The organism is Atopobacter sp. AH10 (assembly GCF_003664595.1).
Taxonomy (GTDB): Bacteria; Bacillota; Bacilli; order Lactobacillales; family Aerococcaceae; genus Atopobacter.
Window position 1 is genome coordinate 25,769 of record NZ_QXPZ01000036.1, and the last position, 20,691, is coordinate 46,459.

19 protein-coding genes are annotated in these 20,691 nt (G+C 39.0%); 8 read left to right on the forward strand and 11 right to left on the reverse strand.

Translation table 11 applies throughout. The features are described from left to right. Positions 1-216 precede the first annotated feature (216 nt). Positions 217-423 (reverse strand): hypothetical protein, encoded by a 207-nt coding sequence (locus D3H64_RS07625; protein ID WP_121565656.1) that lies wholly within the window; start codon positions 421-423, stop codon positions 217-219. A gap of 345 nt (positions 424-768) precedes the next feature. Here D3H64_RS07625 and D3H64_RS07630 point away from each other — a divergent pair, with 345 nt between their 5' ends. Further along, positions 769-2,172 carry an MATE family efflux transporter gene (locus D3H64_RS07630; protein WP_121565657.1) on the forward strand — a complete coding sequence of 468 codons (1,404 nt, stop codon included), beginning with the start codon at positions 769-771 and terminating at the stop codon, positions 2,170-2,172. 254 nt (positions 2,173-2,426) lie between these two features. Here D3H64_RS07630 and D3H64_RS07635 read toward each other — a convergent pair whose 3' ends face one another. Beyond that, complete coding sequence (locus D3H64_RS07635) at positions 2,427-3,656, reverse strand: MalY/PatB family protein (protein ID WP_121565658.1); 1,230 nt, start codon at positions 3,654-3,656, stop codon at positions 2,427-2,429. Between the two features lie 224 nt (positions 3,657-3,880). On the opposite strand from D3H64_RS07635, the gene D3H64_RS07640 reads away from it, so the two are divergent. Together D3H64_RS07640 and D3H64_RS07645 are read left to right on the forward strand one after the other, a co-directional pair. Next, complete coding sequence (locus D3H64_RS07640; protein ID WP_121565659.1) at positions 3,881-4,591, forward strand: helix-turn-helix domain-containing protein; 711 nt, start codon at positions 3,881-3,883, stop codon at positions 4,589-4,591. A 98-nt stretch (positions 4,592-4,689) separates the two neighbouring features. Further along, a complete protein-coding gene (locus tag D3H64_RS07645) occupies positions 4,690-5,298 on the forward strand; it encodes a nitroreductase family protein (protein ID WP_121565660.1) in 609 nt (202 codons plus the stop codon). Between the two features lie 269 nt (positions 5,299-5,567). On the opposite strand, the gene D3H64_RS07650 is transcribed toward D3H64_RS07645, so the two are convergent. From D3H64_RS07650 to D3H64_RS07675, 6 genes are all read right to left on the reverse strand, one after another. Continuing rightward, positions 5,568-6,866 carry a nucleobase:cation symporter-2 family protein gene (locus tag D3H64_RS07650; protein WP_305000261.1) on the reverse strand — a complete coding sequence of 433 codons (1,299 nt, stop codon included), beginning with the start codon at positions 6,864-6,866 and terminating at the stop codon, positions 5,568-5,570. 12 nt (positions 6,867-6,878) lie between these two features. Continuing rightward, positions 6,879-7,463 (reverse strand): xanthine phosphoribosyltransferase, encoded by a 585-nt coding sequence (locus tag D3H64_RS07655; RefSeq protein ID WP_121565661.1) that lies wholly within the window; start codon positions 7,461-7,463, stop codon positions 6,879-6,881. Positions 7,464-7,654: 191 nt separating this feature from the next. Next, the gene (locus D3H64_RS07660; RefSeq protein WP_121565662.1) at positions 7,655-8,761 is read right to left on the reverse strand and encodes a PIN/TRAM domain-containing protein; all 1,107 of its coding nucleotides are present in this window, start codon (positions 8,759-8,761) and stop codon (positions 7,655-7,657) included. Between the two features lie 27 nt (positions 8,762-8,788). Beyond that, positions 8,789-10,159, reverse strand: a complete 1,371-nt coding sequence (radA, locus tag D3H64_RS07665; protein ID WP_121565663.1) for a DNA repair protein RadA — start codon at positions 10,157-10,159, stop codon at positions 8,789-8,791. 41 nt (positions 10,160-10,200) lie between these two features. Continuing rightward, positions 10,201-10,740: a dUTP diphosphatase gene (locus D3H64_RS07670; RefSeq protein WP_121565664.1), complete on the reverse strand. Its 540-nt coding sequence runs from the start codon at positions 10,738-10,740 to the stop codon at positions 10,201-10,203. Between the two features lie 167 nt (positions 10,741-10,907). Then, on the reverse strand, positions 10,908-11,621 hold the full coding sequence (locus tag D3H64_RS07675; protein ID WP_147429907.1) for a hypothetical protein: 714 nt from the start codon (positions 11,619-11,621) through the stop codon (positions 10,908-10,910). Between the two features lie 223 nt (positions 11,622-11,844). Here D3H64_RS07675 and D3H64_RS07680 point away from each other — a divergent pair, with 223 nt between their 5' ends. The 4 genes from D3H64_RS07680 to D3H64_RS07695 are packed head-to-tail and all read left to right on the forward strand — an operon-like array spanning position 11,845 to position 15,839. Further along, the gene (locus D3H64_RS07680; protein ID WP_121565666.1) at positions 11,845-12,696 is read left to right on the forward strand and encodes an S-adenosyl-l-methionine hydroxide adenosyltransferase family protein; all 852 of its coding nucleotides are present in this window, start codon (positions 11,845-11,847) and stop codon (positions 12,694-12,696) included. Position 12,697: 1 nt separating this feature from the next. After that, positions 12,698-13,252: an ECF-type riboflavin transporter substrate-binding protein gene (locus D3H64_RS07685; protein WP_121565667.1), complete on the forward strand. Its 555-nt coding sequence runs from the start codon at positions 12,698-12,700 to the stop codon at positions 13,250-13,252. A 54-nt stretch (positions 13,253-13,306) separates the two neighbouring features. Further along, positions 13,307-15,019, forward strand: coding sequence for an ABC transporter ATP-binding protein (locus D3H64_RS07690; protein ID WP_121565668.1), 1,713 nt, complete (start codon positions 13,307-13,309; stop codon positions 15,017-15,019). Then, the gene (locus tag D3H64_RS07695; RefSeq protein ID WP_199700151.1) at positions 15,003-15,839 is read left to right on the forward strand and encodes an energy-coupling factor transporter transmembrane protein EcfT; all 837 of its coding nucleotides are present in this window, start codon (positions 15,003-15,005) and stop codon (positions 15,837-15,839) included. The genes D3H64_RS07690 and D3H64_RS07695 overlap by 17 nt, the downstream gene beginning before the upstream one ends. Before the next feature lie 301 nt (positions 15,840-16,140). Here D3H64_RS07695 and glnA read toward each other — a convergent pair whose 3' ends face one another. Together glnA and D3H64_RS07705 are read right to left on the reverse strand one after the other, a co-directional pair. Then, a complete protein-coding gene (gene glnA, locus D3H64_RS07700) occupies positions 16,141-17,475 on the reverse strand; it encodes a type I glutamate--ammonia ligase (RefSeq protein WP_121565670.1) in 1,335 nt (444 codons plus the stop codon). A 24-nt stretch (positions 17,476-17,499) separates the two neighbouring features. Beyond that, the gene (locus D3H64_RS07705) at positions 17,500-17,844 is read right to left on the reverse strand and encodes a MerR family transcriptional regulator (RefSeq protein WP_121565671.1); all 345 of its coding nucleotides are present in this window, start codon (positions 17,842-17,844) and stop codon (positions 17,500-17,502) included. Between the two features lie 133 nt (positions 17,845-17,977). Between D3H64_RS07705 and D3H64_RS07710 the strand changes: the two genes are divergently transcribed. Then, positions 17,978-18,895, forward strand: coding sequence for a cation diffusion facilitator family transporter (locus tag D3H64_RS07710; RefSeq protein WP_121565672.1), 918 nt, complete (start codon positions 17,978-17,980; stop codon positions 18,893-18,895). 328 nt (positions 18,896-19,223) lie between these two features. On the opposite strand, the gene D3H64_RS07715 is transcribed toward D3H64_RS07710, so the two are convergent. After that, positions 19,224-20,519, reverse strand: coding sequence for an adenylosuccinate synthase (locus tag D3H64_RS07715; RefSeq protein WP_121565673.1), 1,296 nt, complete (start codon positions 20,517-20,519; stop codon positions 19,224-19,226). Between the last annotated feature and the right edge of the window lie 172 nt (positions 20,520-20,691).

The window sequence follows — 20,691 nt, forward strand, 5'->3', positions numbered from 1 at the left end:
CAAAGATATACTTCAGCAATCGCCTATTTAATCTTCCTTTCCTCATCTTATCATGACAGCACATTTTTCTTAGAATCAACTCGAGAAGTCCAGCCTACAACAATAAAAACACCCATGATAGATGTGCCAATCATCCCCTAAAAGTATCTTTAACATGCAGACGCTTTTGGGTCAAGCCCCCTATCATGGGTAAACAAGTCAATCACTAGTTCTAGTCTAGTTAAATGGTTCGCCATCACACAATCCCTTTAAAAGTTCTTGAAACTCTTCTTCAGTAGTGACGGCAATGCTATGCGTATCCATACAGCTAGAGCAATCCTCTGTGGATTCTTCTACTTTCTCCTTCAAGCTTTTGTCCTCTAGAAGTTCTTTGCGAGCTTCTTCTTCAATTGCTTTTTTTCTTTCTTCATCCTTTAATGACATTTTTCTTCACTTCCTTTCCCTGCGCTAAGAAGTTCTCTAGTCACTTCATAAAACGTTTAATTACTACATATTGTTTTCTGTAAAATACCGCTCCCTAAAAGCCTTAAGTCGGTATTCCTAACAACTTCATTATACTCTTTTCTCACTAAGCAACCAAATAAAATCCCATCTCAAAAGCGACCCTTTAGAAGACTTTGTGAGCTTATTTTTACACTCTTTCCCATACACAGGGAACATCCTTACATTTCTCCCTCTACAGATCCAATTGCTTTAAAATAAAAGGATTAGCAACCCTCCCCCTCGTAATCTCTCTTTCTATCCCTTATAATAAAGGCAGGTGATTCCATGAAAAAAACAAACTATACCGATAACTTTTTAACAACAGGTCCAATGAATCGAGTGATTCTGACCATTTCTGTTCCGCTCATGTTAAATAACTTGGTAAGAACCTTGTTTAATTTAACTGACGGGCTTTTTGTGGCTCAAATATCCGCTATAGACTTTTCTGCAACAGCTTTTGTTTGGCCACTTAACTTTCTATTTATTGCTATCGGCTTAGGGATTGGCATTGGTTCCACTGCTTTAATCGCCCAAATGATCGGCGCAAAGCAAGCTACACACGCCAGTAGATACGCCCATAATGCCGTACTCATGACTTTTGTTATTGGCTTCATCATGTCATCACTGGGCTACTTCTTATCTCCTTCTATGTTGTCTTGGATGGGAGCAAGAGGTGAATTACTTGAAAAGTCCATCATCTACTTACAAATTAGTTACTTAGGTCTCTTTTTTGACTTTACTTACTTTGGCTTTCAGGCTATCCTCAATGCTCAGGGTCAAACTAAAGTCATCACACAGATCTCTATCCTTTCATCTGTGACCAATATCATTTTAGATCCCATTTTTATCTTTAAGCGTATAGACTTCCTTCATATCAACGGTCTTGGCTTAGGAATCAGCGGGGCAGCCTGGGCAACGGTCTTATCAAAACTTTTCCTACTCTTCCTCATCATTTGGCAAACTCATCGTCGGTCAAGCATCCGCTTTTCCTTCCGACGACTCCAGCCTGATATTGAAACTATTAAGGTCATTGCAAAAATTGCCGCTCCAACTGCAGTGGGCTATTGTGGTTCTGCCATGGGATTCACTATCCTCAACGGCTTTATCCAATCTTACGGAACAACTACCTTAGCTGCCTATTCCATGGTTAATCGTGTCACAGACCTTCTAACTCAACCACAAATGGGCGTTGGAGGTGCTCTGACATCCATTATCGGTCAAAATATGGGCGCTCAGCTCTATGACCGCGCCCATAAAATTTTTAATCGTGCCATGACCATCATCTTAGTCACCTCTGTCATTTCCTGTATTCTTGTAATTATTTTCAAATATCAATTGCTAGGTATCTTTATCAAAAACAATTCTAACCCAGAACTTTGGCGTTTAGCCATTGAGTATCTTTATTATTCTGCTTTTATTATCTTTTTCATGGGTATGTTCTCAGCTTACATTGGTTTTTTCCAAGGATGCGGTCAAACTAAATATTCCATGTATATGACAATTGGACGCTTGTGGTGCTTGCGTTTACCAATTATTTGGCTCTTAAAAACTTTTGCCAATCTAGGTCCTAGCACTGTATGGATTGCCATGTTGTTATCCAACTGTCTCATTGTGGTCTTTGGTTTCTTAGTCTATCGGCATAATGATTGGACAGCCTTAGCCATGGCAAATTCTACAGATAAAAGCTGATCTAACAATAGTCAATGAGATGTCAGTAATAGGACTGTATCGATCAGTCGACATCTAGTATTTTTTTCTAATTCCCCTTATCCGAGTAGGCAAAAAGAGGTGTTGATGAGTAGCTATATACTCAGCAACACCTTTTTCCTAACTCCTGATTAAAGTCTATTCCCAACTTTTTATTCCACTAATCGTCACTTTATGATGACCTTTGTCCATCTCCCTTTAAACGAAACGATTCTCTTCTATCTGTTGCTAACTAACTATGCTTTAGCTTTATTCTTGTTTGCATGCTCTAGAATTGCTTCTTTCATGCGTTGCATTGCCCTTTCTAGAGTTTTCCGTGGCATAGCGAGATTCAAACGAACGTAGCCTTTCGCATTCCCTACAAAAAGATCATCCCCACCTTCTAAAAGAATACCTGCTTCATAAGCAAAGAAACGTGGTAGATCATCAATATCTCCCAAATAGGCATTCAAGTTGACCCAAGCAAGATAGGTAGCTTGAGGAATTTCAAATTCTGCTAAAGGAAGTTCCTTAGCTAAGAAATCTTTGACATAGGAAAAATTTAAATCGAGATAGGTCTTTAATTGATCCAACCACTCTTCGCCCTCATCATAAGCCGCCTTGTGCGCCACGATAGACAAGGGGTTCACAAAACCTACATTTTTGTCCCTTAAAACAAATTGTTCTCTTAATTGAGGATCACGAATGATGATGTTAGAAAATTGTAGACCTGCCATATTAAAGACCTTACTAGCCGACATGCAGGTAATGAGTTTCTTATAATCTGTTAGTTTAGCCAGCGGAATATGTCGCACACCATGACGAAGAATATCGCAGTGAATTTCATCTGAAATCAACCACAAATCATTCTCTTCAGCAATACGGATCACCCGTTCTAACTCTTCCTTAGTCCAAACTGTCCCAGATGGATTTTGAGGGTTGCACCAAATTAAAAGTTTCATCTCCTTTTGAGAAGCTTTTCTTTCCAAGTCTTCAAAATCAACCCTAAAGTGACCTGAATCAACAATTAACGGAGAACAATCGCAAGCAATTTGATTGTAGTCAACCGCATGTTTGAAGAAGCCATATGCCGGAGTCACCATCATCGCTTTTTCTTTTGGCTGGCAAATTAGTTCAACTAGTTGATACAAGGCTGGAATAACCCCAGTAGAAAAACATAATTCTTCTCGTGGAAAAGACCAATCATATTTTTTTTGACACCATTTTGTTAGGGAGTTATGGTAGGCCGTGTCTAAGTTCATAATGGTGTAGCCAAATATTTTCCGATCCAATCGTTTTTGAATAGCCTGACGAATGGGTTCTGCACAAGCAAATTCCATATCAGCAATCCACATCCGAATAAATTCATCATCAGCATATGGAAACTTCATATCTGGACCGGCATGAAAAATAAAATCTCTAAAGCCATCCGTATTAATGGAATTGGTCTCTTGTCGATCAATAATCTCATCAAAATCGTAACGCATCTTCTCTTCTCCCTTTCAACACTTTCTTATTTGTAACCCCTTACATACAAGTATAGGCTATTTCAATAAAAAGTTAAAAAGGGGCTTTGTTTCCTTAAAGTAGAGTTCTATACCATAAAGTTTCTTTAAAATTGATTTATCCCCTTCTTTTCCCTATACTTAAACTTAAGGAGCAAGTTTCTAGCCCCCTCTATAGGGAAAATCAATTTTTAGGAGACTTCAAAATGGAAAATATAAGCCCTATTGTCGGAGATAATATACGTTTCTATCGTAAGCGTGCCAATTTAACCCAAGAATCTCTTGGACTCAAAATTAATAAGGGTAAGGCGACTGTTGCCAAATATGAGAGTGGTCAAATTATTCTTGATATTCAGACCCTATTTGATATTGCACAAGCTTTAGAGGTGACAGTGGATCAATTATTATATATACCAAAAGAAGAAGCTCCTCTCACGATTAGTCATTCCATTCCAAATTTTTTCAGAACAGTTAATAAGTTCTATGTCTATTTTTACGATGGTAGGAATAAATCCTTGAACGAATCCGTCTTAATCACCAAGCCTTATCCACAAGAAAAAGGTGTATTCGAAGCTAAACTCTACTTTAATATTTCAGATGTCAGCCGTTACCAATTATGTGAGTATACCTATGTCGGTAGACTTGTACACTATGATGTGATCAGCATTTTTAGTCTTCAAAATAAAACAATGGCCATGGAAGAATTAAAAATATCCATCCCTGCCTCCTATAATGATGAAGAGGAAAAATTCGCCTTATTTTCAGGGATTTCTTCCCGTCCTTTAATGCCAGTTACCTTCAAAATATTAGTCAGTAAGCGGCAAAAAACAAAAAATAAAGAACTCATTCGTCAACTAAAAATTTCTACATACGACCTGCAAATGATGAAATTTTATAATATGTTCACAGTCATATAATCCTCCTTCCTTAAGCAGATCATTTTACAAAAGCTTCTTTAGCCTATACCCTATAATTGTAAATCATTATTCTTGTTTTATAAGGAGGCTTTTCTATCATGAATTCTCAACTCACACCACTACTAGAAAAACGTCGCTCTATTTATGCCCTATCTAAAAATGTGACCACTAGCAAAAACGAATTGACTCAGCTAGTGAAAGATACAATCAAACATTCTCCTTCTGCCTTCAATAGTCAAAGTACTCGAGCAGCTATCCTTTTTGATCAGTCCCATGATAAATTATGGGATATCGTTTGGGATCACTTAAAAAGCGTTAATGCTGACGCTCCGCAAGAAGCCCTAGAAGCAACAAAAGCAAAAATAGATGGCTTCAAAGCAGCTTACGGCACTATTTTGTTTTTTGAAGACCAAGACACTGTTCACCAATTAGAAGAACAATTCCCTCTCTATGCGGACAATTTTCAACCATGGTCAGAACAAGCTAATGGGGCTGCAAGTATGAATGTCTGGACCAGCCTAGCTGAACAAGGTATCGGAGCTTCCCTCCAACACTACAACCCTTTAATTGACGAAGATGTTAAAAAAGCTTTCCATCTTCCAAAATCTTGGCGCTTACGCAGTCAAATGCCATTTGGCGCCATCGAAGCTGCTGCAGGCGATAAATCATTCCTGCCAATTGATAATCGTGTCCTAAGTTTTGACTAATTTTTTTATATCACCGCACACTGCCCAAATTATTCCAATGACGTCATTCTTCTGAACACATAGCTAAACATGCTAGTATTCTTGTTTTCTAGCTTTTACCCAACTAACACAAGTTGAGGGAAATAGGCTCTTGGATCAGCCTACCCTCAATCAATAGATAAAAAAGCACGCCAAATCGTACGAATAAACGTACAATTGACGTGCTTTTCTTTTTATAGAAAGGCCTTCTCCTAGCCCCTCTTCCTTATATTTTATCTCATCAAGTTTCCTTACTTTTCACTTCTACATCCGTGGAAGAAAAGATTCAATACAACTGCCGTAATTGTTCCTAAGACAATTCCTGAGCCAGTAATCCAGCTTAAGCTGTCTGGTAATTGTGCAAATACTCCTGGAACAGCTGTCACACCTAAGCCTATTCCAACAGAGCAAGCAATGATCATCATATTGCTCGAATCATCTTGATTGACTTGACCCAACATTTTAATTCCATATGCTAATACCGAACCAAACATACACAGCATAGCTCCACCGAGAACTGGTTGAGGAATGATGGTCGCTAAAGCTCCTATTTTAGGAATAGACCCTGCTAATAGCATTAAAATAACCATGTTGAACATAACAGCACGTTTCTTGACCCCTGACATTTGAATCAAACCAACATTTTGAGAATAGGTCGTGTAAGGGAATGTATTGACCAAAGCCCCCAACATGACGGCTAAACCTTCTGATAGGTAGCCTCTCCGTAAATCTTCCTCTTTGATGGCTTGCTTTGTGATATCTCCCAAAACGTAATAAACCCCTGTGGATTCAATGATCGACACAATCGCCACAATAGACATAGTCACAATACTCGGAAAATCGAATTTAAAAGTGCTTAAGTGAAATGGACTTGGTAATTGCACCCAGTGAGCCTCTGCGATAGGACTTAAATCGACCATCCCCAATGCCGCGCTAGCCAAAGTCCCTAATAACAAGCCAATTAAAATAGCAATAGATTGCAAAAATCCTTTAGAGAAGCGATAGAGGCATAAAATAACCAAGAAAGTTAAAAAAGCAACTGCCAAGTTCTTTAATGAACCAAAATCTTTAACCCCTTGGCCACCTGCTATATGGTTCATCGCTACTGGCATCAATGTTACCCCGATAAGAGTGACCACTGATCCCATGACGACTGGCGGGAAGAAGCGGTTCAATTTAGCAAAAATTGGCGCTAAAAGCATGACGACTAATCCAGAAACGAAAACTGCTCCATACATCACACCGATCCCCTTTGTTTGACCGATATGGATCATGGGAGATACGGCAGTAAAGGTACAGGCTAAAACTACCGGTAAGCCAATGCCAATATAACGTCCCCTATATACTTGCAGGAAAGTTGCCAATCCAGACATCATAATATCTGCGGCTACTAGATAGGTAGTTTGCGCTATAGTCATCTTTAAGGCCGAAGCCACTATCAAAGGAACAATGACTGCTCCGGCGTACATGGCTAGCAAGTGTTGAATCCCTAAAATAATATTACGAGGATCTTTCATGTGTTCGAAATGATTACTTGTTTGTTCCTTCATTATCTAGCTCTCCTATTCATCCCCATCAACAAAAGTCACTTGTCCATCTTCAAGTGATTGAATCCGACAAATGGAATACACATCTAGACCCATTTCTTCTAATAACTGACGACCTGGTTGAAAAGACTTTTCAATGACAATTCCCACACCTGCAACTGTAGCGCCAGCCTGACGAGCAATACTAACAAGCCCCTTTGCAGCTTCTCCATTCGCTAAAAAATCGTCAATAATTAAGATATGATCATCTTTGTTAATGTACTGTTTGGAAACAATGACATCGCTATCAGTGTTTTTGGTATAAGAATGAACTAATGCATGATATCTTTCTTGATTTTTCAAGGTTGAAGGCACAGTTTTCTTTGCAAACAACATAGGAACATTGAAACGATTGGCAACCATAATGGCAGGCGCTATCCCACTAGCTTCTATGGTCATGACCTTAGTAATTTTACGGTCTTTAAAGTGCTCATACATTAACTTTTCAACCGCATTAACTACAGCAGGATCAATCTGATGGTTTAAGAAGGAATCAACCTTTAAAACATTATTCGGGTAAACCTTTCCATCCTTCAAAATGCGTTCCTTCAAGTAATTCATTTTCCCACACCTTTCTTTTATTCTTGGCTCCATTATACGCTGTTATACTCAAAAATTCATCGGTAAGAAGAATTATAGCGAATAGTTATAGCTATATCTAGTTATTCGTTCGGTTTTTACTGGCTTTTTTTCTGATAAAAAAAAAGAATGCCCTATCCCTTGATAGTAAGCATTCCTTCCATTCATTTTAGTTATTTTCCTTCTAATTTGGCAAAAATCATCCGCCCTGCAGCAGTCTGAAGAGAACTTGTCACTTCAACATCGACATTTTCTCCGATATGTCCTTGCCCGTCTTCGACAACAATCATGGTACCATCTGCTAAGTAAGCCACCCCTTGACGCCGTTCTGTCCCGCTCTTAACAACCGTGACATTCATCTTTTCACCAGGGATAACAATCGGTTTGACAGCATTAGCTAGCGCATTAATATTCAATACTGATACACCTTGAAATTCGCTAACTTTATTTAAATTAAAATCATTCGTCACGACAGTTCCGTCGAGTTCTTTAGCCAAGTGAATTAATTTACTGTCCACTTCTGGCACATTTTCATAGTCGCCTTCCCACATTTCTACATCGACATCTTCCAACTTTTGTAAGTCGTTCAAGATGTCTAGCCCTCTACGCCCCTTGGAACGTTTTAGGCTATCCGATGAATCAGCTATCAATTGTAACTCCTTTAAGACAAAGTTTGGAATCAAAATAGTTCCTTCTAAGAAACCTGTTTTCAAAATATCCTGAACCCGTCCGTCAATAATAACAGAAGTATCCAAAATTTTTGGCCCTATTAAAGCTTGTTTTTTCTCCTTAGAAAGTATGAGAGCATCATGTTTTTCAGCATCTTTTGCTTCTTTATGGGCTTTCTTTCTTGAATATTGCAACAAAGCAAGAATGTCATTCATTCGAGTAGTTGTAGACTTGTAGCCTAAATAACTAAATCCTACTGCTAAAATAGGTGGAACAACCTGACTAACAATTGGCAATCGAAAGGCTGTAATCGCAAAAGAAATCAAGGTGGCTAATAAAAGCCCGATGACAATTCCTGTAATTCCCAATATAAGATTTGCTATAGACACTTTTTCAATATAGGCATCTGCCCTATCCAAGAGTTCTAGAATAAAATTCATACACACAAAAGATAATAAATAAAAAATAAGTGCACCAATCAAGATGTTAATGACAATATGATTGAAAGGTAGTTGAGAAAATCCCACAGTTTGCCAAAAAGCTGGCAGGTAGGATCCCCCTAAACTTCCTCCAATCAGTAAGAAGATAATACGAATGAGTCTTTTCCTCATCCTCTCCTCTCCTTTCTTTTTTTATTTTTAACGTTTAAACACTTGTCGAATAACCTGATTCACCGTTCGTACAGGCAATACTTCAATGGATGTCGATTTGTTTTGGAAACGGTTATTCTGAGGGACAAAAATACGCTTAAAACCTAATTTTTCCGCTTCGTAAATGCGCTCATCTATGCGATTGACCTGACGAATTTCTCCAGCCAAACCAATTTCGCCAACAAAGCAATCAGTTTCTTTGGTTTCTTGATCATAGTAACTGGATACAATACTCATCGCAATAGCTAAATCAATAGCTGGCTCATCTAAGCGTAATCCCCCAGTTGACTTAAAATAAGCATCTTGGTTTTGTAGGAAAAGACCTGCCCTTTTTTCCAATACAGCCATGAGTAAAGTAGCCTTGTTTAAATTAATACCGCTCGTTGTCCGTCTAGCATTGCCAAAAGCAGTTGGGGTCACCAAACATTGCACTTCTGACAAAATTGGGCGACTTCCTTCTAAAGAAACAGCAACTGCTGAACCAGAAGCCTCTGCTAAACGCTCATCTAAGAATAAACCTGATGGATTAGTCACTTCAGTCAAACCTTGACTGGTCATTTCAAATACACCTATTTCATTAGTTGCACCGAAACGATTTTTTACCGATCTTAAAATACGAAAAGATTGGAATTTTTCCCCTTCTAAATAAAGTACCGTATCGACCATATGTTCCAACATACGAGGACCAGCTATATTTCCTTCCTTTGTAACATGACCAACGATAAAAGTAGCCACATTCAGAGATTTTGCCAACTTCATAAAGCTAGCTGTAGCCTCCCTTACATTAGAAACAGAACCTTGCATCCCCGCCACATCTGGGTCTTGCATCGTTTGAATAGAATCCACTATCAAGAGTTTAGGCTGAACTGATTCGACCACTTGAACCACACGATCTAACTGACTATCCGAATAAACCAAGACCTCCTGGCTACTCACCGCCATTCGTTCTGCTCGAAGTTTAATTTGGTGTTCGCTTTCTTCTCCAGATACATAAAGGACTTTTTCTCCTCTATTAGCCATTTGCGCAGCCACTTGAAGGAGCAAGGTAGATTTTCCAATCCCAGGATCTCCACCAATCAACACCAGAGAGCCAGGGACTAAACCTCCACCTAGAACCCTATCCAATTCTTTATTTTCAGTAGTTAAGCGTTCTACTTCCTGACCACTAATCTCTTTCATGGCTTGAGGTCTACTATTATAGCGAGAGATGCTTTTTGAAGAAGTTATCGTTGCTTCTTGTGGCGTAAATGCCTTTAGCGCATCCCATTCCCCACAATTCGGGCATTTCCCCATCCACTTAGGCGATTCATACCCACATTGATCGCATAAATAAATCGTTCTTGCCTTCTTCTTTGCCATCTTTTTCTCTCAGCTCCCTGATTCTTCTTTATCCTTTCAACTTAGCGTTTAGATGAACCAAATCCACCTGTACGTTCACGGTCAACACTTTGATCTCCATCCGCTTTAAGAAATGGAAGAAAAATACCTTGTCCAATGCGTTCGCCTTTTTTTATGGTATAATCTCGTAACCCATAGTTCATCAACTGAAATTGAATATGCCCTTCATTATTTGGGTTGTTATAATAATCACTATCTACAATTCCAACCCCATTCGGCAAAATTAAGCGATGTTTCAATGGATTGCTAGAACGATTGGCAAGTTGTAAATACTCATCGTCCCCCATATACGCCTTGATTCCTGTTGGCACTAGACGAGGTTTGAGCAATTGATCGACTTCTTCCTCATGACATTTTGCTCCATCAAAAAAAGCTTTGATTTGCCCTAAAGAATACATAAACAATAATTTCCAAAATGACGGCAAAACTATCTCTTCAGCCGCTTCAAAATCATATCCAGCTGCCGTTTTGGTTTGACGTTGTGGTAAATGGATATTCTTTTCTGCATAAGCCTCCACAACTTCAAATCCTCTTTTTCTCATATTCTCACCTCCTTTAATGATAGCTAGTAAATAGTAAGCTTATACCCCTAAGCAGAAAAACTCTCCCTCTAAAAAGCTAGAAACAACCGCAACAAATGCATTCACTCATTGCGCTTTTCTTTAAAGTTTGATTCAAGCTCTAAAAAACTACGACAAGCTTTTGTCCATTAAGCTGGTTGACGACTTACCCTTTTAAAACTAGGTTGATCTTGTTGATTAAATTGGTCAAAATGATAGGAAAATTGCACAACTAGTTTCTTCTTTCCGTTATAACCTAAGACCCGAATTGACGATATACGATGATCCTTTACACTAATATGGGTTCTTATAGATAAAGTACGCACACTAGCCCCTGCTTGATTCAATTCTCTCAAAAATTGTGATACTTCAGAACGCTTAGTGAGTTGCAATTCACCAATCCATTCCTTTCCCTGAGTTTGGAAAGTCATATTCTTCAGTTGATGCAAGATCAACTTATTTCCATCACTATAACTCAAACTGACAATATTTCTAAGCACCGTCTTAGGTTCCAAAGAATGCTGCCATTGACCAGATCTTTGATGATAGTAAGCTTCCTTTCCGTTAGAAACTACCTCAATCTTATCAGCAAAGCGTCCATTCTTCTTATCAATTCTTGCACCTTCTCCAGAGCCATTTTCAAACAAACTCCCATTAGAAATGGTCTTGTCTGTCACATCCCCTGAATTGGCATCATAGTCTTCACGACGATATAAAAAGTGATAATTGTGAATATTGACGACCGATTGTTTTAACTGCTTAGGGAGCTTTTTTTCATCTAATGGTGCTTGACAAGCTGACAAAAAGATGATTAAAAGTCCCAAAAGACCTGCAATTCGCCATGCCCCTTGTTTCATTTTCATACCCCTCTTCATATCCTTATGACTTAGTTTACCATATTCTTCTTAATGATTAGATCAATTTCATTCTTTTTTAGAAAAATCCAATCCCTCTAAACTTTTTCAAACTTATCTTATTCCATATTGACTTTTTCCTAGATAAGCTTCTCTAGTTAGATTGTTGTTATTAGGGGAATTCAGTATAATGAAATTGCAATTATTCTGTTGCAGTTAAGGAGGAATTGCCATGAAAGCTGCACTCGTCTTACAAACTGACTTTGGCTTATGTGACGGAGCTGTCAGTGCCATGTATGGGGTTGCTCTAAGCGTTGACCCAAACTTGCACATTTATGATTTAACGCATGAAATCCCTCAATACATGATCTGGGATGCGTCTTATCGCCTCTTACAGACCATCCGTTACTGGGCTAAAGGAACTGTTTTTGTCTCGGTAGTAGATCCTGGTGTAGGTACCAATCGTTTAAGTGTTGTCGCTAAAACCGCTTCAGGCCATTATATTGTAACACCTGATAATGGTAGTCTAACCCATATACAAGAAGAAATTGGTGTCGTTGCCCTACGTCAGATCGATGAAACTGTCAATCGCCTCCCTAATTCAGGAGATTCCTACACCTTCCACGGTCGAGATGTCTATGCTTATGCCGGTGCTCGCTTAGCTAGTGGTCTCATCAGTTTCGAAGAAGTCGGCCCTGAACTAGATGTTAATCAATTAATTCGCTTACCAATTCATCAAGCAGAAGTAGCCGATAATGGTGAAATAATAGGCTCTATTGATATTTTAGACGTCCGTTTTGGAAATTTATGGACTAATCTAGATCGCAGCATGCTTTTTGATCTAGGCTTTACTTACGGAGATAAAGTATTGGTCACTATCGCCTCAAACCGCTCTGTGGTCTATCAAAATATGCTTACCCTCAGACATTCTTTTGCTGAAACAGCTTGTGGTGACGCCCTCTTATTCATCAATTCACTAGATAAATTAGGGGTTGCCATGAATCAAGGATCCTTCGCTCATGCCTACCATATCTCTGGTGGAGCGACTTGGCAAATTCGCTTAAAAAAAATAAAGGAGAATTAAGATGAAAAAAAATCAATTATCTATTCGTACCATTGTTGCTATTGGGATAGGAGCTGCCGTTTTTGTCATTTTATCTCGTTTTGCTGATATTCCTACCCCTATTCCAAATACTTCCATTAAAACGTCCTACCCTTTCTTAGCAGTTATGGCTAGCTTATTTGGCCCAACTGCTGGTATGTTAATAGGCTTCATCGGACATGCCTTAACAGACTTTACTAGCTATGGTTCTGTTTGGTGGAGCTGGGTTGTCGTATCAGGTGTAGTTGGTTTAGGTATAGGCCTTCTGACTAAAAATATAGGCTCTCTTTCTGGATCTTTAAGTAAAAAACAAATCTTACAATTTAACTTGGCTCAAATACTCACTCAAGCTATTGGGTTTGGCTTAGTTGCCCCTATCTTAGATATTCTCATCTATGCTGAACCAGCCAAAAAAGTTTTCACTCAAGGTTTTGTCGCTGGCCTAGCCAACATAATCACTGTCGCAGTCATTGGCACAGCTATTTTAGCAGCTTACGCTAAAACACAAACAAAGGCCAATAGTCTAACAAAAGAATAACCCCATACGTATCTATTGACATTTGGCCTTATTGGGCTAAGTAAGGAGGAAACTGTGGCGACCCCGATTATATCCTTTAAAGATTTTTCATTCAAATACACTAGCCAACAAGAGCCAACCCTCAAACATATCAATTTAGATATCTATGCTGGCGAGAAGATTTTGATCGCAGGACCATCCGGATCCGGAAAAAGCACCCTCGTCCATTGCTTAAATGGCCTTGTCCCTTTTTCTTACTCTGGTGAAATGACTGGATTTCTCACACTTCAGGGGATAGATGCCAAAAATATTAACCTTTTTGAGCGTTCCACACACATTGGAACTGTCCTACAAGATCCTGATAGTCAATTCGTAGGCTTAACCGTTGGAGAAGACATAGCTTTTGCCCTTGAAAATGATGCAGTAGAACAAAGTCGTATGCATCAAATGGTCGAAGAGGTTGCACATGCGGTAGATATGTCCCAAAAGCTATCCGCCTCTATCCACGAATTATCTGGCGGTCAAAAACAACGTACCGCACTAGGAGGCATCTTGGTGGACCATGTCTCCACCCTTTTATTCGATGAACCTCTCGCTAATCTCGATCCCTATACAGGTAAGATGGCCATTGAATGGATTGATCGGATACATAGAGAAAGTAAGAAAACAGTCATCATTGTAGAACATCGAATAGAAGATGTCCTCCACCGACCAGTCGATCGCATTATTCTTATGAATGATGGAAAGATTGTCGCCGACCTTTCTTCTAACGAATTATTAGCTAGCGACTTACTCAAACAATATCAACTACGAGAACCCCTCTATATCACGGCTTTAAAATCTGCTGGTATAAATATTAGGCCAGAATTACATCCTAGTTCCATTGATACCCTCTCTCTTCCGGAAGAGGATAAAAAGAAAGTTCGCCAATGGTTTAATGCTCATCATGACTTTCACTCCCATTTTAAGGGGCAGAAACTTCTCGAACTGAAAAATATTAATTTTTCCTATCAAGATAATCAACCCTTCCTCAAATCGATTAACTTTACCCTATCTGAAGGAGAAATGGTTAGTATCGTAGGGAAAAATGGAGCTGGTAAATCTACCCTATCAAAAGTCATCACCGGACTAGAAAGACAAGACAGTGGGCAAATTCTTTTGAGAGGGAGAGATATTTCTCAGGACTCTATTACACAACGTGCTCAAGCTATTGGTTTTGTGATGCAAAACCCTAATCAAATGATTTCCAAAGCTCTTATCTTCGACGAAGTAGCTTTAGGTTTAAGACTTCGAGGATTGAGTGAGGAAGAAGTCAAAGAAAGAGTAGAAGCTACTCTCAAAATTTGTGGGCTCTATTCTTTTCGTCATTGGCCTATATCCGCCTTAAGTTTTGGGCAAAAGAAAAGGGTCACTATAGCAGCCATATTAGTCCTAAAACCGGATATCTTGATATTGGATGAACCTACTGCTGGACAAGACCTACACCATTACACAGAATTCATGTCCTTCCTAAAAGAACTCAATCAAAAAGGTATGACCATCTTGATGATCACTCACGATATGCACTTGATGATGGAATATACCAATCGAGCAATCGTCCTAACAGATGGTAAAGTCCTAGCAGATGATGCTGTTGTCACTATCTTAGGCAATCAAGCGCTGACAAAAAAGGCTCATCTCCTCCCAACTTCTCTTTACCAATTAGCTGATCAAGTAGGGCTCTCTGATCGAGAAAAATTCGTAGCCTGCTTTATTCACAGTGAGGAGGTCAATCCTTATGGCGCGTGAACTTTTAGCTTATATTAACCGTCCTTCTTTTGTTCATCGCTTGAGTGGGCTCACTAAATTAGTCTTCTTTCTACTTTTTTCAACCGCTGCTATGGTGAGTTACGATACCAGGGTGCTTCTTTTTATGTTAATCATGAGTCTGATCATCTTTAAACTTTCTCATGTTAAATTCAAAGAAATACAATTCGTTTTTTGCCTCATCCTGCTCTTCTTGGCTTTAAATACCATCACTATCTATCTCTTCTCACCACAAGAAGGCGTAAAAATTTATGGGACTTCTCACGTTCTGCTAAAAGGAATCGGTCACTACAACATCACAGCTGAACAAGTTTTCTACCTTTTTAATGTCTTACTGAAATACCTCGTCGTCACCCCTACTGCCCTCCTCTTTATTACCACGACTCACCCTACAGAATTTGCTGCTTCCTTAAACAAAATAGGTGTCAGCTATCGGGTCTCTTATGCCGTTTCTCTTGCTCTTCGCTACATTCCAGATATCCAACGAGATTTCTTTGCTATTTCCAAATCTCAACAAATGCGAGGGGTAGATCTATCGAAAAATGCTAGGCTGTCTCAACGTCTTAAAAACTATGCCATGATTTTAATCCCTTTAATCTTGACTAGTTTGGATAGGATTGAGATTATCGCTAATGCTATGGAATTACGTGCTTTTGGTAAGAAAAATAAACGCACATGGTATAGCCAAAGCCCTTTAAAGAAAGCCGACTATCTGACACTAGTCACCGCCTGTCTTCTATTCATCTTAGCTATTGCCATTACCTTAACCAATAAAACACGCTTCTATAATCCTTTCCTTTAGACAGTAAAAAGATAGACTTTTTCTATAAAGGAAATTGGAAATAACTACTCAACTAAGCAATCGCAGTTTTGAATAGTAACTGCCCTTCTAAGTGAGTGCCTAGCATTTAACTTAAAGGGAGCAGTTCACATCAAGCTAAACCCCCCAAATTTATCCAACGCTCAGTGGACAAATTTGGGGGGATTTAGCTAACAAAGTCTATCTAAAAAGCTATTATTTACTTTCCTACTAGACAAAAAATGAGCCCTACAAGAGAGCTCATTCCACCATTTTATTCTACTAGCGATCTTTTGTAAAAGACTTAATAATTGAAATAAGTCTCTCGCTCCCACTCTGTTACTTGTTGACGGTAAGCTGACCATTCAACTGTTTTAGCTTCTACAAAGTTTTGGAAAATATGTGTTCCCAATGCATCTTGAATGACTTCATCTTCTTTAAGCTTTTGAATAGCTTCACGTAAGCTTTCTGGCAAATCATGGATACCAGCTTCCAGACGTTCTTTAGCTGTCATCTTGTAGATATTGCGATCAATAGATTTTGGAACTTCTATTTCTTCCTTAACCCCTTCTAAACCAGCCTTAAGAATAGTTGCTAAGGCTAAATATGGGTTAGCCGTTGGATCAACACTCCGAACTTCGATACGGGTAGATTTGCCACGAGAAGCAGGAATACGAATCAATGGTGACCGGTTTTGGCTACTCCAGGCAATATAGACTGGCGCTTCAAAACCTGGTACCAAGCGCTTATAGGAATTAATCGTTGGATTGCAAATAGCTGTCATGGCTGGAGCGTGTTTTAAAACACCTGCTAAGAAATGCAAGCAAGTTTGGCTGAGACCATTTTCTGCACTTGGATCATAAAACATATTTTCCCCATCTTTGAATAAGGAAACATTACAGTGCATACCAGATCCAGAAATACCTTGACGAGGTTTAGCCATAAAAGTGGCATGCAAGCCGTGTTTACGAGCAATAGTCCTTACAACTAACTTGAAAGTTTGAATATAGTCACAAGCTGTCACGACATCAGCGTATTCCCAGTCAATTTCGTGTTGTCCTGGAGCTACTTCATGGTGAGATGCTTCGACATTAAAGCCTAGACGTTCCAATTCAAGTGTAATATCTCGACGACAGTTTTCACCTAAGTCAGTAGGTGCCAAGTCGAAATAACCTCCATTATCATTCAAACCTTGTGTTGGTTGTCCTTTTTCATCCAATTTGAAGAGGAAGAATTCAGGTTCTGGTCCCAAGTTAAAGGAATCATAGCCTAATTCTTTCATTTCAGCTAATAAACGTTTTAAATTAGAACGTGGGTCTCCTGGGAAAGGTTTACCATCAACTGTACGCACATCGCAGATTAATCGCGCGATTTTCCCATCTTCACGGCTTAACCATGGGAAGATCAACCAAGTATCCAAATCTGGGTAGAGATACATATCACTTTCTTCAATCCGAACAAATCCTTCAATAGAAGATCCATCGAACATCATCTTGTTGTCTAAAACTTTATCTAATTGACGAATTGGCACTTCAACATTCTTGATTGTTCCCAAAATATCTGTGAACATTAGACGTAGATAGTGAACATTTTCTTCTTGGGCATTCTTCCGGATTTCATCTGCTGTGTAGCGTGGCATTTTTACACCTTCCTTTTAATTCATTTACCTCTGCGTCGAATCTAGGCGACTCAGGGTTAAAAATTCTTGATGAAACAATTGACGAACGTCTTCATCCGTTAGGCTTCCGACGATATTATTTCCCTCTTGACCTTGGAATTGTTGATGGATAGCCTCAATAGACAGACCATCTTCCAACATATCCTTAATGTCTAACAAAAGATCCACATCATCCAGTGAGTAAAGGCGACGATTCCCGTCAGTGCGCTTTGGTGAAATAAGCCCTTTTTCTTCATAATAACGAATTTGACGAGCTGTCAAATCGGTTAAACGAATGACCGTCCCAATAGGGAAAACTGATCTTGACTTACGCAGTGCCTTGCTTGCCATTCCTTTTCCTCTCCTTTATAATGAATCTATTTGCTAACGGAGTCTATTTTACTCTTAACTTTTTTCATCTGTCAAGAGTATTTACTTATTTCGTGTTACTTTTTATCACATCAGGCAAAGTAAAGGAGTTCATATGTCAGATTTTCTAACGTCAGATAGTGACTTAGCCATTAAAAATGCTGAAAAAGGGGCTAAACTTAGTCTACTGGTCTATATGATCATGGCGGTGGCCAAAATACTTGTCGGCTTTATTTTTCATTCACATGCTCTTCAGGCGGACGGTTTCAATAATTGCTCGGATACACTCTCTTCAATAACTATTATGGCAGGTCTTAAACTCGCCAGGAAACCCGTTGATTCCGACCATGCTTATGGCCACTATAAATATGAACCTATCGCTAGCCTTATTACCTCTATCTTCATGCTTTTTATCGGTTTTAGCGTCTTATCCAATGCCATGACCAGCTTTACGTATGGACCATCATCCACTCTAGATTCACACCCTCTAACCATACTCGTCGCCTTTTTGTCTGCTATTGTCATTTTCTCTATTTATCTTTATAACATGAGACTGGCCAGACAAACGAATTCCAAAGGGCTAAAAGCAGCAGCTAAAGATAACCTATCCGATGCTCTTATCAGTTTGGCTACAGCCCTATCCCTTATTGGAGCAAGGTATGGTTTCCTTTGGCTCGATCCAGTCATGGCTCTTCTTGTCTCTATTATCATCCTTAAAACAGCTATCGAAATTTTTAAAGAAGCTGTTTTTGATCTAACAGATGGTTTTAAAGTCGATAAACTTGAAAGTTATGAAGCAACTGTCTTTTCCCATCCAGCGGTTTCTCATGTCGATTCAATAAAAGCCAGAGTCTATGGGTCAAAAATTTATATGGACGTTACCATTTCTGTTGATCCTGAATTAAACGTGAGAGATAGCCACCATATTACGGAAGAAATTGAAAAGATGTTAGCTGAAAAGCACCATATTTCCTTCGTTGATATTCATGTGGAACCAGACGACATACCAGATGCGCCTGAAAAATACCAATAAATACAAACTCTGCCTCAAACTTTTTGAGCTATATTTTGCTTATATCGAATAAAGCCCTTAGCATTTGGTGGAAGAACTACACGAGTGAAACTCTAGTATATACAGATCAAAAAAAGCAAAGCGAGTATAAACGTTGTTAAATCAACATCTATACTCGCTTTTTTATTTTTTAACTGTCAAAGTCAAGACAGCTTTACCCGATTTTTTGTTTTTTTGGTGTCAAAGTCAGGAAGAAGTATATAGCCAATATAAGGAAAAGCTAGCCTTAAAGACTCCCTAATGGCACCTAAAAGACTAGCTTTTTCTATGGCATTATGCCTCTTTATCTTTAAAATTCTTCCCAAACGTTAATTAAGATATTAGTTTGATCACGATCTGGCCCCACAGATAGAGTAGCAATCTTTGCTCCAACTAATTCTTCTATGCGTTTCACATAATGTTGGGCTGCTTGAGGTAATTCTTCTAGAGAACGACAAGACGTGATATCTTCTGTCCAACCGTCTAATTCCTCATAGATTGGTGTGCAACCAGCTAATTCTTTCAAGCTGGCTGGATAACTTTCAATCCGACTGCCGTCAGCTTTTTCATAAGCCACACAGATCTTCACTTTATCTAAACCTGTTAAAACATCAATACAGTTTAAAGATAGATGAGTGATACCTGACACGCGCTTAGTATGCCGCATAACCACAGAGTCAAACCAACCTACACGACGAGGACGTCCTGTAGTCGTCCCATATTCATGACCTACTTCACGAATATGATGGCCTTTTTCATCAAACAATTCAGTTGGGAAAGGTCCATCCCCTACACGTGAGGTATAGGCCTTGCAAACACCAATAGCAGCGGAAACACGGGTTGGGCCAATACCAGTCCCAATTGTTACCCCACCGGCTAATGGGTTCGATGAGGTGACAAATGGATATGTCCCTTGATCGATATCCAACATAACCCCTTGAGCACCTTCAAATAAGACTTTTTTACCTTCATCTAATGCATCATTCAATAGAACAGAAGCATCTACAACATATTTCTTCAACTCTTGACCGTATGCATAATAACTTTCAAAGATTTCATCAAAGTCGAGAGCTTCATGCCCATAAATTTTGGTAAAAATAGCATTCTTTTCATCTAGATTGCGTTTCAATAAATCATGGAAAGTTTCCTTTTCCAATAAATCGACCATACGAATCCCAACACGAGCAGCTTTATCCGTATAGGCAGGCCCGATCCCCTTACAGGTCGTTCCAATTTTTTGATCGCCCTTCGCTTCTTCTTGTAACTTGTCGAGAAGAATATGATAAGGCAAAATGACATGTGCTCGATCTGAAATACGAAGACCAGATACATCTACACCTTGTTCAATCAATCCATTTAATTCTTCAACCAAAGATTTAGGGTTTGCCACTACCCCATTTCCAATAACGCTAAGCTTGTCACTTGAAAAAATCCCAGAAGGAATCAAATGCAATTTGTAGGTAGTCCCACCGAAAACAATTGTGTGTCCTGCGTTATCGCCACCAGCATAACGAGCAATCACATCAGCTTGTTGACTAAAGAAGTCGGTGATTTTCCCTTTCCCTTCATCGCCCCATTGCGTTCCAACCACGACAATTGAAGACATGTCGACACCTCTTAATTCTTAATTTATTCCGTTGAAAACCAACATTATCAGTGTATCAATAATTAATGATACCTGCAAGAAAAAACAGACTATCTTTCTTCTAGCTCAGATCTCAAATTTTCACTTTTTCTCTCCACAAAAATAAGGGGATCCCATTTCTCTGGAATCCCAC

Coding starts and splice junctions, on each gene's coding strand:
- D3H64_RS07680 (WP_121565666.1), top strand. CDS start 11,845: ATGAAAGCTGCACTCGTCTTACAAACTGACTTTGGCTTATGTGACGGA.
- D3H64_RS07655 (WP_121565661.1), bottom strand. CDS start 7,463: ATGAATTACTTGAAGGAACGCATTTTGAAGGATGGAAAGGTTTACCCG.
- D3H64_RS07670 (WP_121565664.1), bottom strand. CDS start 10,740: ATGAGAAAAAGAGGATTTGAAGTTGTGGAGGCTTATGCAGAAAAGAAT.
- D3H64_RS07705 (WP_121565671.1), bottom strand. CDS start 17,844: ATGGCAAGCAAGGCACTGCGTAAGTCAAGATCAGTTTTCCCTATTGGG.
- D3H64_RS07635 (WP_121565658.1), bottom strand. CDS start 3,656: ATGCGTTACGATTTTGATGAGATTATTGATCGACAAGAGACCAATTCC.
- D3H64_RS07710 (WP_121565672.1), top strand. CDS start 17,978: ATGTCAGATTTTCTAACGTCAGATAGTGACTTAGCCATTAAAAATGCT.
- radA (WP_121565663.1), bottom strand. CDS start 10,159: ATGGCAAAGAAGAAGGCAAGAACGATTTATTTATGCGATCAATGTGGG.
- D3H64_RS07685 (WP_121565667.1), top strand. CDS start 12,698: ATGAAAAAAAATCAATTATCTATTCGTACCATTGTTGCTATTGGGATA.
- D3H64_RS07675 (WP_147429907.1), bottom strand. CDS start 11,621: ATGAAAATGAAACAAGGGGCATGGCGAATTGCAGGTCTTTTGGGACTT.
- D3H64_RS07640 (WP_121565659.1), top strand. CDS start 3,881: ATGGAAAATATAAGCCCTATTGTCGGAGATAATATACGTTTCTATCGT.
- D3H64_RS07645 (WP_121565660.1), top strand. CDS start 4,690: ATGAATTCTCAACTCACACCACTACTAGAAAAACGTCGCTCTATTTAT.
- D3H64_RS07650 (WP_305000261.1), bottom strand. CDS start 6,866: ATGAAGGAACAAACAAGTAATCATTTCGAACACATGAAAGATCCTCGT.
- D3H64_RS07630 (WP_121565657.1), top strand. CDS start 769: ATGAAAAAAACAAACTATACCGATAACTTTTTAACAACAGGTCCAATG.
- D3H64_RS07660 (WP_121565662.1), bottom strand. CDS start 8,761: ATGAGGAAAAGACTCATTCGTATTATCTTCTTACTGATTGGAGGAAGT.
- glnA (WP_121565670.1), bottom strand. CDS start 17,475: ATGCCACGCTACACAGCAGATGAAATCCGGAAGAATGCCCAAGAAGAA.
- D3H64_RS07625 (WP_121565656.1), bottom strand. CDS start 423: ATGTCATTAAAGGATGAAGAAAGAAAAAAAGCAATTGAAGAAGAAGCT.
- D3H64_RS07715 (WP_121565673.1), bottom strand. CDS start 20,519: ATGTCTTCAATTGTCGTGGTTGGAACGCAATGGGGCGATGAAGGGAAA.